Here is a 12,288-nt window from a genome sequence, read left to right as displayed (position 1 = left end):
GTCCTATCGGCCTTCGGAGATGAAACCAAGCAGATCGTGGCGGGTGATGACGCCGACGGGCTTGCCGTCGTCGATCACCATGAGCGCGTCGGTGTCGCCGAATGCCTTCGTCGCAGCCGAGATGGATTCGCCGACGCCGATGTTCGGGAGCGGCGGACTCATGTGCTTCTCGACGGAGTCGGCGAGGTTGGCGCGTCCTTCGAACACCGCACTGAGCAGTTCCCGTTCGCTGACCGACCCGGCGACCTCACCGGCGGTGACGGGCGGTTCGGCACCGACGACGGGCATCTGCGACACGCTGTATTCACGAAGGATCTCGATCGCGTCGCGCACGGTTTCCGACGGGTGGGTATGCACGAGCGCGGGCAGGTCGCCGGATTTGCCGCGGAGCACATCGCCGACGATGGAGTCGTCGGGCTTGCCGTCGAGGGGAGCACGCAGAAAGCCGTACGAGGCCATCCACTTGTCGTTGAAGATCTTCGACAGGTAGCCACGGCCGCCGTCGGGCAGCAGCACCACCACCACCGCGTCGGGGCCCTCACGCTCGGCGACCTCGAGTGCCGCGACCATCGCCATGCCGCACGAGCCGCCGACGAGCAGGCCTTCCTCGCGAGCGAGGCGACGGGTCATCTCGAACGAGTCGGCGTCGGAGACGGCAATGATCTCGTCGGGGATGGCGGGGTCGTATGCGGAGGGCCAGAAGTCCTCGCCGACACCTTCGACGAGGTAGGGGCGGCCGGTGCCGCCGGAGTACACGGACCCTTCCGGGTCGGCGCCGACCACCTTGACCTTGCCGCCCGACACCTCCTTGAGGTAGCGGCCGGTACCGCTGATGGTGCCGCCGGTACCGACACCCGCGACGAAGTGGGTGATCTTGCCGTCGGTGTCGTTCCAGATTTCGGGGCCGGTGGTCTCGTAGTGGCTGTCGGGGCCACCTGGGTTGGCGTACTGGTTCGGCTTCCAGCCGCCGGGCAGTTCGCGCGCGAGCCTGTCGGAGACGGTGTAATAGCTGTCGGGGTGCTCCGGCGGTACCGCCGTCGGGCACACCACCACTTCGGCGCCGTACGCCTTGAGGACGTTGCGCTTGTCTTCGCTGACCTTGTCGGGGCAGACGAACACGCACTTGTATCCGCGCTGCTGGGCGACGAGCGCCAGGCCGATCCCGGTGTTCCCGGAGGTCGGCTCGACGATCGTGCCGCCCGGCTTCAGTTCTCCCGAGGCCTCGGCCGCGTCGATCATCTTGACGGCGATGCGGTCTTTCGAGCTGCCGCCGGGGTTGAGGTATTCGATCTTCGCTGCCACCAGCGCCGATCCGGGTTTGACCACCGAGTTGAGTTTGACCAGGGGGGTGTTGCCGATGAGGTCGACGACAGAATCCGCGATGCGCATACCACCATGTTCTCAGACCGCGGTTGCTCGGGGCCGGGTACCCGTCCCGCATCGGGCGACTCGACGGCCGGCGCCGGGAGACGACAACGGCCGGACCACCCTGTGGATGATCCGGCCGTGTGTGCTGGAATCTAGTCGCTCTGGAAGTAGCTCAGCAGTCGAAGGATCTCGACGTACAGCCAGACCAGGGTGACGGTGAGACCGAGCGCCACACCCCACGCCGCCTTCTCCGGCGCCTGGGCCCGGATCAGCTGGTCGGCGGAGTCGAAGTCCAGCAGGAAGCTGAACGCGGCGATGCCGATGCACACGAGGCTGAAGATGATGGCGAGCGGGCCACCGTCGCGCAGGCCCAGCCCGCCGTCCATGAAGAAGCCCGCGACCAGGTTGCCGAGCGCGAGGATCAGCACACCGACGAGCGCGCCGACGATCATGCGGGTCAGCCGCGGGGTGACGCGGATCGCGCCCGTGCGGTAGACGACGAGCATGCCGAAGAACACACCGAAGGTACCGAGGACCGCCTGTGCGATCAGCGTCCCTGCACTGGTGCCGCTGACATTGAAGGTGAAGAGGAACGACAGCGCGCCGAGGAAGACACCTTCGGCGGCGGCGTAGGCCAGGACGATGGCAGGGTTGTCCATCTTGCGACCGAATGTCGCGACGAGGACGAGGACGAGCCCGATCAGACCGCCACCGATCACGAAGGGCAGCGCCAAGCCGGTGTTGGAGTTGACGAGGACGTACGAGATCAGCGCCGTGACGGCGAGCACGCCGAGCGTCATACCGGTTTTCGTGACGACGTCGTCGATCGTCATGGATCGCTGATCGGTGGGGCGTGCCCACGGATCAGCAGGCGCATGCTGAGGCTGTCCGAATTGCTGGGTGGCCTGAGCGGCGCCCGCTGTCGCAGTGCCGAATGAGGCGTATCCGCCGCCCTCTTGCTTGGGCAGGTTGCGGAACACCGGATTGCTGGTGGTGCGCACCGTGCACTTCCCTTCTGATGGTTCGCTTCTGTCCGTTGAACCTACTGTTCGATGAACGAGGCAGCCGCGGCGGAAGTTCCCGTCGCGGAGCGGACCGTCTTCGAGCCGCCGAGCGGGCCCCGGACAAACCGGACTCTACCGGGCGCGGACAGATCGGGTCACGGTGAACTTACGGTTGCGACCCGCAACCGTGGTCCTGCCGACAAGTTGTTGCAGGTTGCGGTGGTAGCCGAGGTTGGAATTGTGCACGGTCCACAGTTCGCCGCCGTCGCGGAGAACGCGGGCAGCGGCCTCGAACATCTTGACCGCGACTCCGGTGTGCACCGCAGCGCCGACATGGAACGGCGGATTACATACCACCACGTCGACGGAAGCGTCGGGCAGCGAGCCCCCGACGTCGTCGCGCAGGGTCTCGATTCGGTCGGCCAGACCGTTTGCGGCAGCGGTCGCGGACGCCGACGCAACCGCGGCAGCCGAGTGGTCGGTTGCGATGACCCGCGCCGACGGGCGGAGCCTGGCGAGTTCGGCGGCGAGGATCCCGGTGCCACACCCGAGGTCCACCGCAACACCGATGTCGCGCGGGGTCTGGCGCAGGAAGTCGAGGAGATAACGGGTTCCGATGTCGAGCCGCGGCCCGGCGAAGACGGCGCCGTGCGCGACCACTGCCAGGTCGAGGTCGGCCAGGGTCTCCGTGACCGGATAGGTCGGCTCGCCGGGAATCGGCTCCCGGGCCGTGAGCACCCTCGACTTCTGCCGGCCTCGCGACGCACGGACCTGACCGAACGAGCGCCCGAGAACATCGTTCATCGCCACGGTGATGTGCTTGTCCCGGCCACCTGCGAACACGGTCACATCGGGCGACGCGTGCAGGGCGACGGCCTCCGCGATCTCGGCGAGCGCACTCAGCGAGCGCGGCAACTGCATCAGCACCACCTGCGCGCCGATGAGAAGCTCCGCATCGAGACCGTGGGAGGTGAACCGATCCGACAGTCCCTCCCGATCGGCATTCGAGGCCAGCGCGCGTTCGGCGACGATGGAATCCTGATGGACCCGCACTCCGGACGCGTTGTGCCGCACCGCGGTGCCGAGGGTGAGCGCACCGAAGTGGTCGTCGATGACGACGATGGATCGGGCGGGTGCGTCCGCGAGAGCGGCGTCCGCCTCGTCGAGAATCAGGCGGTCCGCCGCATCGACGGCGAGCAGATTGGGCGCTTCCACGTCGGGGAAGCGCCGCAACCTGTCGAACAACTCGCTGCTTATGAGCACTGCCCCTTACCGGCGTCTTCGATGGCACGAAGAGTATCGGCCTGCTCTTCTTCGCTCAGGTTCTCCCATTCGGGCAGCTGCTGCTGAGCTTCGGCGACACCGGCTGCCGCCTCAGTGCGATCCTGGCCCCATTCCTCGAGTTCGTCGAGATACGGAAGCAGTGCCGCGCAGTTGTCCTCGTAGCTGTCACCGAGGGTCACCGCCGGGCTGCTCGGCGTGCCGGATTCGGCCGATGCCGATGTGCTCGTGCCGGTGGTGTCCTCGGTCGAGTCGGATGCCTCGTCGGAGGATCCACACGCCGCCGCCAGCAGGACCATGCCTGTACCGAGCAGCGCCGCGAGAGTCTTCTTCATGTGTGTGTGTCCACTTCTCGTCGCAGTGTCGTTTTCGCCCGGGTCATCGGCTTCGTCGACGCGCCCCGGCGGCACAAAGGTAATCGAGGACGGAGGAGTGATCAGCGCCGGGCGTGCACCCAGCGGGACTATCCTGGAGAAATACCTGAACGAGGCGCCCCGATGACCGACAACGACCCACTCGCCACCCGAGCCGCGCTGGTCCTCACCGCGAACGAGGCCGACACCGTTCGAGCGCTGACAGCCGCCGGATTCACGAATTCGGAGGAGATCGGGCGAGGCGGCTTCGGGGTGGTCTATCGATGCCGCCAGGAGTCTCTCGACCGGACCGTGGCGGTGAAGGTGCTCAGCACGACCCTCGACCCCGACAACCTCGATCGGTTCCTACGCGAGCAACGCGCGATGGGCCGGTTGTCCGGTCATCCGCACATCGTCACAGTGCTGCAGGCCGGCACCGGCAACACGGGACTGCCGTACCTCGTGATGCACTACCACCCGCACGACTCGCTCGAGGCACGAATCCGCCGGCACGGACCGCTGGGGTGGCCCGAGGCGGTGCGCATCGGGATCAAGGTTGCGGGAGCGCTCGAAACCGCGCACCGGAACGACGTACTGCACCGCGACGTGAAGCCCGGCAACATCCTCATCACCGAGTACGGCGAACCGCAACTGACCGATTTCGGCATCGCACGGGTCGGTGGCGGGTTCCGCACGTCCTCAGGAGCCATCACCGGATCACCGGCATTCACCGCCCCCGAGATCCTCCACGGCACCACCCCCACCGCCGCGGCCGATGTGTACGGCCTCGCGGCGACCCTCTTCGCCGCGATCACCGGCCACGCCGCCTACGAGCGCAGGGAGGGAGAGAGGGTCGTAGCGCAATTCCTTCGGATCACGTCGGAACCCATCCCCGACCTCCGGGGTGGTGGGCTCCCCGATTCCCTGTGCGACGTGCTCGAACGCGCCATGTCGACCGACCCGGCACTACGTCCGCAGACCGCCATGGAATTCGGGGAGGAACTCCGGACACTCGAACGCACCTTCGATCTTCCTGTCGACGACATGGCATTACCCGACAACATGGCACTATCCGAGGACACTCCCGGCCGATCGGCACACGAGTCGCTACCGTCGACCGCCTCGACCGCCGCATCAGGAGGACGGTTCCCGTCGTCGTTCACATCGCCGTCCACCTCCCCCGCAACCCGCTTCCGACCGCCGGCTGCGAACCGACCACTCATCGACCGCACCCGGCTGATCGATCTGCTGCGGGCCGGCCAGCGACGCCGGCTCACGGCGATCCACGCGCCCACCGGTTTCGGTAAGTCGACCCTCGCGGCGCAGTGGCGCGACGTGCTCGCAGGCGACGGGGTGGAGGTCGCGTGGCTCGCCGTGGACAGCGACGACAACAATGTCCTGTGGTTCGTCACGCACCTCGTCGAGGCGGTCGATCAGGTGCGCCCGCAACTCGGCCGGCAACTCGCACAGATCCTGGAATCACGCGGCGACGATGCCGAACGCTACGTCCTGAGCACCTTGATCGATGACCTGCACCGCACCGGTGCCCACATGACCCTGATGATCGACGACTGGCATCGCGTCACCTCACCCGAGACGATCGCCGCTCTGGACTTTCTTCTCGAACGCGGATGCCACCACTTGCAGATCGCCGTCACCAGTCGCACGCAGGCAGGATTACCGCTGAGCCGCATGCGAATGCGCGATGAACTCGTCGAACTCGATTCGAGCGTCCTGCGTTTCGACACGGACGAGTCGGAGTCGTTCCTCCGCGAAGTGAGCGGGCTACACCTCGATCGGGACGATGTCCAAGACCTCAACAAGTCGACCGAGGGCTGGGCAGCAGCGTTGCAACTCGCCTCGTTGTCGTTGCGCGACAGTGACGATCCGACGGGGATGATCGAGAACATCACCGGCCGGCACCACGCGATCGGCGAATTCCTCGCCGACAATGTGCTGTCCACGCTCGAACCCGAGGTATACGAATTTCTACTGTCCACCTCCATCACCGAATCCATCAGCGGCAGTCTCGCTTCTGCCCTCACCGGACACCCGCGAGCGCAGGCGATGCTCGAAGAGATCGAACAACGCGACCTGTTCCTCCGGCATATCGACGACGAACGCATCTGGTTCCGGTATCACCACCTGTTCCTCGACTTCCTGCGGCGCCGGCTCGAACACGACCGTCCCGACGAAATCCCGGGTCTGCATCGCAAGGCTGTGGCATGGTTCGAGCGTCACCACATGCTCAGCGAAGCCGTCGACCATGCTCTCGCGGCCGACGACGAACAAAAGGCCGTCGATCTGGTGGCCGCCGACGGAATGTTCCTGATGGAGCACTCACGGATGTCGACGCTGCTCGCACTGATCGATAAGCTACCTCCACCCGCCGTCGCCGTCAGCGCACACCTGCAACTCACGCAGGCATGGGCACAAGTTCTTCTCAACCGCAGGCACGAATCCGTCGAATCTCTCGAGACTGCGAGGAAACTCCTCGCCCACAGCGATCTCGGGACAAGCGCGACAGAGGTCATGCTCATCGAATCGGACGTTCTCGAGGCGGTCATGATCTGCCACACCGATCACATCTCCGGCGTCGATCGCCTGATCGCCGCGTGCCTCGAGCAGGCAGAGGCGATGTCGCCGTGGGTGGTCTCGGCGGCAGCGAACGTGGACTCCTTCTCCGACATCTACCAGTTCGACTTCGATGCAGCACTACGACGACAGGAATGGGCCCAGCTGTTCCACAGCCGCACCCGCGGCGCCTTCAGTTCCGTCTACGGTCAGTGCCTCGCCGGGATCGCAGCAAACGAACTCCTCGATATGCACGATGCCGAGGAGCACTTCCGCGCCGCACTGCGACTGGCACGCCGCAACGGCGGAATCCACTCGCACGCAGCACGCCTGGCCGCGGCGATGCTCGGTGAACTGTTGTACGAGTCGGGACGGGTCAATGAGGCCGAATCCCTCCTCGACGAGAGCCGCGAGCTCGGGATTCGAGGTGGCATACCCGATTTCATGATCGCCCGGTTCGTCATCGGTGCGCGCCTGAAAACGATGCGCGGACGACGTGACGATGCCATCGCTCTCCTCGACGAAGGCCTGCGCGCCGCCATCGAGTACGAGCTGCCGCGGCTCCACGCCAGAGTCGAGAACGAACGCGTACGACTCGGGCTTCCCCTCACCTCACCGCTACCCCGGACGATGCCCACATCGTCGGATCCGAACCCCGACGGGTTCGTGGAGATCACCGAACAGACCGAAGACGCTACCGCGATCCGCCTGCTGTACCGCAGTGGCAAACTCGAGTCGGTGGCCCGAGCAGTCGAGTGGGCACGCCTGTGGCACACACGCACCTCGGGCGGTCGCCGTCCACGCGCGCATCTGCAGGCCACTCGGTTACTCGTCGCCTGCCTACACATCGCGGGCCTCGACGACGCAGCCGAACACGCCGCTGCCCCCGCGGTGGAGCTATGCGGCGACCGCGGCATGCTCAGGTACCTCGTCGACGGCGGCACCCATGTCGTCGCCGTACTCGCCGCGCTCCGCGACAGGTTGCGCGAAGATCGCTGGCCGGCGGAATGGCCCGTCGTCGACGCAGCGTTCCTCGACGAGATGCTACGACTCACCGACACCGGAGAAACCAGCACCGAGCTCTGAATACGGCACACTTCGACCATGGCCAGTCTCCCCGGAGGGGTGCGTACCCGGTTGTGGCGCGACGGTGCGCTCGTCGCGGACGAGTTCCCCCTCGACGACGTGTCCGAGCACCTGACGGACGACCGAACCCTGGTGTGGGTGGATTTGTGCGACCCGAGCCACAGTCAACTGAACGCACTCGCGGCCGAGTTGGGATTCGACCGCCACGCGGTCGAAGACGCGAGTGCACGCGGCGAACGCACCAAGACCACCCGCTACCCCACACACACTTTCCTCACGGTGTATACAACCCATCTCGATCGGGAGTCCGATGCCGCGGAGACCGTCGAGTCACGCCTGTACACCACCCGCGTATCGGCGTTCGTGTTGCCGCGCGGGGTCGTGACGGTGCGACGGGGACAGGCATTCGACATCGACGAGGTGGTGGAGCGGTGGGACGAGCACGCCGACCTCATGCAGTTCGGCACCGGCGCGCTCATCCACGGTCTGCTCGACGTGATCGTGGACGGTCAGTTCGACACGATCCAGACTTTGGACGAGGCAATCGAGACCATCGAGGACGGCCTGTTCGGCGCGACTCCACTGACGCGCGCGACCCAGCGCCGCATCTACCGGCTTCGCAAGGAGCTCGTTCAACTCAGACGCGTCGTACTACCAATGCGCGAAGTCGTGTCCACGGTGATGCGGCATCGCGCCGAGACCGGGAGCCACCCTGAACTCGACAGCTGGTACACCGATCTCTACGACCACGTGATCCGGGCGACGGAATGGACCGAATCGCTGCGCGACATGGTGAGCACGCTGTTCGAGACCAATCTGTCGCTTCAAGATGCCCGCCTGAACACGGTGATGAAGAAACTGACCGGATGGGCCGCGATCATCGCCGTGCCCACGGCGGTCACCGGGTGGTACGGCATGAACGTGCCCTACCCGGGCTTCGGCCACGGCTGGGGTGTGCTCGCGAGCAGTGCTGTCATCGCAGCATCGGCGGGATTGCTCTACCTGGTGTTCAAGCGACGCGATTGGCTCTGACCAGTGCAGCGGGTTCAGATGAGCGCGAGAACCAGCACGATGATCAGCACCACCACGATCAATACTGCGACCACCCATGCCGTGGAGTTTCGGCGAGTGCCCGCGTCACTACCTAGGAGTTCTGGATCCGCGTCGGGGGCGCCACCGATCGGATCGTCGTCGCTCTGTCGAGACATGTCACCTCCCGCAATCCGTGCGTCTTCAGGCAGTCTCGCACGGTCGGGGTGCCGGCCGGTGGATGTTTGTGTTCCTGCAGACCGGGTATGCGTGGCTGGCACGGTGATTCCATCGGCAACATGAGGAGGATCGATGGCCGACTTCATCGACAAGGCGAAGCACAAGGTGGAAGAAGCGACCGGCAAGGCCAAGGAAAAGACCGGCAAGGCCACCGACGACCGCGACCTCGAAGCCGAAGGCAGAGGCGATCAGGCGTCGAGCGGGCTCAAGCAGGCCGGCGACAAGGTCTCCGATGCTGTGGACGACGTGAAGAACGCGTTCAAGAGGTAACCGCTGAACCATGAAACGAACGAGGGTCGGTGTACGAGAAATCCGTACACCGACCCTCGTTCGTGCGTCTACTCCGACGCTCCCTCGGTGCTGTCGAAGAAGTGCCAGGTCCCGTCGGTCTCGTGCTGCGCCTCCATGCGCCACCCGAGTTCGGTGTTGTCGGCCCGAATGTCGACGAACCATGCGTGCGCATCATCGGCACTGTCGATGTCCTTGGTGTCCACTACGTCCCCGCTGGGGTCGATCACTCTGTACATTGCCATGTAGTACGGCTTCCCGGAGGGGCAGGTGACCAAACGTCGGTAGAGCTCAGTCAGCTGCCGCCCAGGTTGCCGGACAGCATCTCGACACGTCGCAGGCTTGCCCCGTCGAGACCGACGATCTGCGCGGTTTTCCCCTTCTCCGCGTACTTCTGGAGCACCGAGTCGAAGGTCGCGACCGTCGACGCGTCCCATACTTCAGCAGCGGTGAGGTCGATGACGACGCGGGCGGGGTCGTGGGCGTAATCGAACTGGTAGACAAGATCGTTGCTCGACGCCCAGAACAGCTCGCCCGACACCCTGTAGGTGCGCACGCCGTCTGCATCGTCGACCGCCTGCACTCGCGTCATGTGTGCGACCCGGCGCGCGAACGCAACCATCGCGGTGAGCACACCCGCGACCACCCCGACGGCGAGGTTGTCGGTGATCAGGGTTCCTATCACCGTCACCAGCATGACGAGGGTCTCACTGACGGGCATCAGTTTCAGAGTGCGGGGGGTGATGCTGTGCCAGTCGAACGTGGTTGCGGCGATCACGATCATCACCGCGACGAGCGCCGCCATCGGGATCGCACCGACCACATCGCCCACCGTGACGCACAGCAGGAGCAGGAACAGACCTGCGCAGAATGTCGAGATGCGGGTGCGGGCGCGGCCCTCCTTGACATTGATCATGGTCTGGCCGATCATCGCGCAGCCACCCATACCCCCGAACAGGGCTGCGGCACCGTTCGCGACGCCCTGGCCCCACGCTTCGCGAGTCTTGTCGGAATGGGTGTCGGTGATGTCGTCGACGAGCTTCGCCGTCATCAGCGACTCCATCAACCCCACCAGCGCCAGGCCGACTGCGTACGGCGTAATGATTCCGAGGGTCTCGACCGTGAACGGCACGTCCGGGATCATCCACGCGGGGAAACCACCGGGCAGCTCGCCTTGATCTGCCACGTCCGGAACGTCCACGCCGAACAGTACGACGATCCCGGTCAACACGATGATCGCGATCAGGGCGGCCGGCACCGCGGTGGTGAGCTTCGGGATGAACACCACCATCGCGATGCCGAACCCCACCAGGGGATAGACGAGCCACGGCACGTCGAACAGATGCCCGAGCTGAGCGCTGAAGATGAGGATCGCCAGCGCGTTGACGAAGCCGATCATCACCGAACGAGGAATGAAGCGCATCAGTCGCGCAACGCCCACCAACGCCAGCACGATCTGCAACGCCCCCGCCAACCAGACCGCCGCGATCAGATAATCGAGCCCGTGCGACGCTACGAGCGGTGCGATGACCAGGGCCGTCGCGCCCGCAGCCGCCGACACCATCGCCGGGCGTCCACCGACGAACGCGATCGTGATGGCCATGACGCATGACGTGTACAGCGCCACTTTCGGATCGACCCCCGCGATCACCGCGAACGAGACGACCTCGGGAATCAGGGCCAGCGAGGTGACAAGGCCGGCGAGAATTTCGGTGGTCAACCTCCGAGGCGATCGGAGCGTTGCAAGGACGGTACTCACCGGTGAAGTCTAGGCACGCCCGCCGTGGCGTCGCGCGTCGCAGCCATGCGAGGTGTAGAGTTGGACCATCGACCGGTTCGCTGCATCCCGGATGTCCTTCCCGACACGAACCTCGATGATCATTCCTCGAGCTGCACGTTCCTGGTTCTGCGTACCCCGCACCCGCGTGTACCTCGCCAACACATGAAGTGGTCGAAGCAGTACCCGAAAGGACTCGTATGAGCCAGCACACCGAAGGCACCGGCCCGCTGTTCCTGCAGCCGGTCAACCCGAACCAGACCGAACCCGACGTGGTGGAAGCCGAACACCAGACGTCGACCGAGCCGTTCGACTACACGTCGATCTTCTCGTCGCGCGGAGCCTGACCGGCCTGCCTCTTCGCGAAGTCGACGAGTGCCGCCGAAGCCGGTTCGAGGCGCCCGTCGTTCCACTGCAGTGTGAGGATCCGATGCCGTGGTCCCCAATGCCTCGGGCGTGACCGAGACCGGAAACAGCTTGTCCTGCACGGGGATCTCCTCTGGTGAATCACCCGAAGAGTGCATGCCCGGAGTGCGACGGGCGATTTCGATGGCGATACGACTACACAGCGCGGGGCCGCGGACAGAAGCAACAGTTCAGGAACGCCGCTTCTGTCCGCTGGCGTTGTGGTTGCGCGGCACAGTCGCGTAGCGGTTGCCCGCCGGACTCACGCCACGCTGAGGACACCACCGCACGACGTGGTCGGAATGCTCCACAGCGGAATGCTGTTGACGGCACTCACCGTGAACTCGACATCGCCGGGACCCGACACCAGATCGAACGTCACGACGTCGTTGCCAGGATTCGACACGGTCGCGGTGTCATAGAGCGTGCCACGCTCGCCGGTGTCGACGTTGTGCCAGTCGAGTTTGACATCGGTCTGATATCCGCCGGTGAAGAACCACAGGCTCGACACGTCGGGCATCTGGAGTTGTGTTCTGCCAGGCTCGGTCTGCCAGCTGAACAGTCGCGCCGGGGCGTAGGGCTGGTCGAGGATGTACGGGCTCACACCCCAGCACCGATCCATCGGCACTTCGACAGTGTCTGCCGTGGCCGTGCCGGTTCCCACCGCGAGTCCTGTGAGCATGCCTGCGGCGGCAATCGTGGCGGCACCGACGCGGCGAAGGGCTCGTGAAGACATACATGCACCTTTCTCGTAGACGGACTGCCCACCCAGTGGACCATGATCAGAATCAGTTTTAAACATCCTTGTGAATTCTGGTACCAGGTGTAACACTCTGGACGATTTGGACGATCCTGCAGCGACACGGTCACACACGCCCGACAG

At 65.2% G+C, this 12,288-nt stretch carries 12 protein-coding genes; 4 read left to right on the top strand and 8 right to left on the bottom strand.

Annotated features, from left to right (window positions below; translation table 11 throughout):
* Positions 1–3: 3 nt before the first annotated feature.
* The 4 genes from ACZI8W_RS01180 to ACZI8W_RS01165 all read right to left on the bottom strand — a co-directional run bounded on the left by ACZI8W_RS01180 (position 4) and on the right by ACZI8W_RS01165 (position 3,988).
* On the bottom strand, positions 4–1,389 hold the full coding sequence (locus tag ACZI8W_RS01180) for a cystathionine beta-synthase (protein ID WP_463366655.1): 1,386 nt from the start codon (positions 1,387–1,389) through the stop codon (positions 4–6).
* Positions 1,390–1,520: 131 nt separating this feature from the next.
* Positions 1,521–2,369 carry a Bax inhibitor-1/YccA family protein gene (locus tag ACZI8W_RS01175; RefSeq protein WP_463366654.1) on the bottom strand — a complete coding sequence of 283 codons (849 nt, stop codon included), beginning with the start codon at positions 2,367–2,369 and terminating at the stop codon, positions 1,521–1,523.
* Between the two features lie 135 nt (positions 2,370–2,504).
* Complete coding sequence (locus ACZI8W_RS01170; RefSeq protein ID WP_463366653.1) at positions 2,505–3,635, bottom strand: class I SAM-dependent methyltransferase; 1,131 nt, start codon at positions 3,633–3,635, stop codon at positions 2,505–2,507.
* A complete protein-coding gene (locus ACZI8W_RS01165) occupies positions 3,626–3,988 on the bottom strand; it encodes a hypothetical protein (protein WP_463366652.1) in 363 nt (120 codons plus the stop codon). The genes ACZI8W_RS01170 and ACZI8W_RS01165 overlap by 10 nt, the downstream gene beginning before the upstream one ends.
* 162 nt (positions 3,989–4,150) lie before the next feature.
* On the opposite strand from ACZI8W_RS01165, the gene ACZI8W_RS01160 reads away from it, so the two are divergent.
* Together ACZI8W_RS01160 and ACZI8W_RS01155 are read left to right on the top strand one after the other, a co-directional pair.
* Positions 4,151–7,666, top strand: coding sequence for a protein kinase domain-containing protein (locus tag ACZI8W_RS01160; protein WP_463366651.1), 3,516 nt, complete (start codon positions 4,151–4,153; stop codon positions 7,664–7,666).
* A gap of 18 nt (positions 7,667–7,684) precedes the next feature.
* Positions 7,685–8,698, top strand: a complete 1,014-nt coding sequence (locus ACZI8W_RS01155; RefSeq protein WP_463366650.1) for a magnesium transporter CorA family protein — start codon at positions 7,685–7,687, stop codon at positions 8,696–8,698.
* A 14-nt stretch (positions 8,699–8,712) separates the two neighbouring features.
* Here the strand turns inward: ACZI8W_RS01155 and ACZI8W_RS01150 are convergent, their stop codons facing one another.
* On the bottom strand, positions 8,713–8,874 hold the full coding sequence (locus tag ACZI8W_RS01150) for a hypothetical protein (protein ID WP_463366649.1): 162 nt from the start codon (positions 8,872–8,874) through the stop codon (positions 8,713–8,715).
* Positions 8,875–9,007: 133 nt separating this feature from the next.
* Here ACZI8W_RS01150 and ACZI8W_RS01145 point away from each other — a divergent pair, with 133 nt between their 5' ends.
* Positions 9,008–9,205 carry a CsbD family protein gene (locus tag ACZI8W_RS01145; protein ID WP_463366648.1) on the top strand — a complete coding sequence of 66 codons (198 nt, stop codon included), beginning with the start codon at positions 9,008–9,010 and terminating at the stop codon, positions 9,203–9,205.
* Positions 9,206–9,273: 68 nt separating this feature from the next.
* On the opposite strand, the gene ACZI8W_RS01140 is transcribed toward ACZI8W_RS01145, so the two are convergent.
* Both ACZI8W_RS01140 and ACZI8W_RS01135 read right to left on the bottom strand, forming a co-directional pair.
* Positions 9,274–9,468, bottom strand: a complete 195-nt coding sequence (locus tag ACZI8W_RS01140) for a hypothetical protein (protein ID WP_463366647.1) — start codon at positions 9,466–9,468, stop codon at positions 9,274–9,276.
* A 50-nt stretch (positions 9,469–9,518) separates the two neighbouring features.
* Entirely contained in the window at positions 9,519–10,982 is a 1,464-nt protein-coding gene (locus ACZI8W_RS01135; RefSeq protein WP_463366645.1) for a SulP family inorganic anion transporter, read from the bottom strand.
* Positions 10,983–11,200: 218 nt separating this feature from the next.
* On the opposite strand from ACZI8W_RS01135, the gene ACZI8W_RS01130 reads away from it, so the two are divergent.
* A complete protein-coding gene (locus ACZI8W_RS01130; protein ID WP_463366644.1) occupies positions 11,201–11,347 on the top strand; it encodes a hypothetical protein in 147 nt (48 codons plus the stop codon).
* A 320-nt stretch (positions 11,348–11,667) separates the two neighbouring features.
* On the opposite strand, the gene ACZI8W_RS01125 is transcribed toward ACZI8W_RS01130, so the two are convergent.
* Positions 11,668–12,141 (bottom strand): hypothetical protein, encoded by a 474-nt coding sequence (locus ACZI8W_RS01125; protein ID WP_463366643.1) that lies wholly within the window; start codon positions 12,139–12,141, stop codon positions 11,668–11,670.
* Positions 12,142–12,288 lie beyond the last annotated feature (147 nt).

Source organism: Rhodococcus ruitaii (genome assembly GCF_055230935.1).
The sequence above is the reverse complement of the archived record's forward strand: the minus strand, read 5'-3'. Positions and strand labels throughout refer to the sequence as shown.

Bases quoted from the DNA above. Each gene is read 5' to 3' on its own strand.
- ACZI8W_RS01125 (WP_463366643.1), bottom strand. From the start codon at position 12,141: ATGTCTTCACGAGCCCTTCGCCGCGTCGGTGCCGCCACGATTGCCGCC.
- ACZI8W_RS01150 (WP_463366649.1), bottom strand. From the start codon at position 8,874: ATGTCTCGACAGAGCGACGACGATCCGATCGGTGGCGCCCCCGACGCG.
- ACZI8W_RS01165 (WP_463366652.1), bottom strand. From the start codon at position 3,988: ATGAAGAAGACTCTCGCGGCGCTGCTCGGTACAGGCATGGTCCTGCTG.
- ACZI8W_RS01160 (WP_463366651.1), top strand. From the start codon at position 4,151: ATGACCGACAACGACCCACTCGCCACCCGAGCCGCGCTGGTCCTCACC.
- ACZI8W_RS01140 (WP_463366647.1), bottom strand. From the start codon at position 9,468: ATGGCAATGTACAGAGTGATCGACCCCAGCGGGGACGTAGTGGACACC.
- ACZI8W_RS01145 (WP_463366648.1), top strand. From the start codon at position 9,008: ATGGCCGACTTCATCGACAAGGCGAAGCACAAGGTGGAAGAAGCGACC.
- ACZI8W_RS01130 (WP_463366644.1), top strand. From the start codon at position 11,201: ATGAGCCAGCACACCGAAGGCACCGGCCCGCTGTTCCTGCAGCCGGTC.
- ACZI8W_RS01155 (WP_463366650.1), top strand. From the start codon at position 7,685: ATGGCCAGTCTCCCCGGAGGGGTGCGTACCCGGTTGTGGCGCGACGGT.
- ACZI8W_RS01180 (WP_463366655.1), bottom strand. From the start codon at position 1,389: ATGCGCATCGCGGATTCTGTCGTCGACCTCATCGGCAACACCCCCCTG.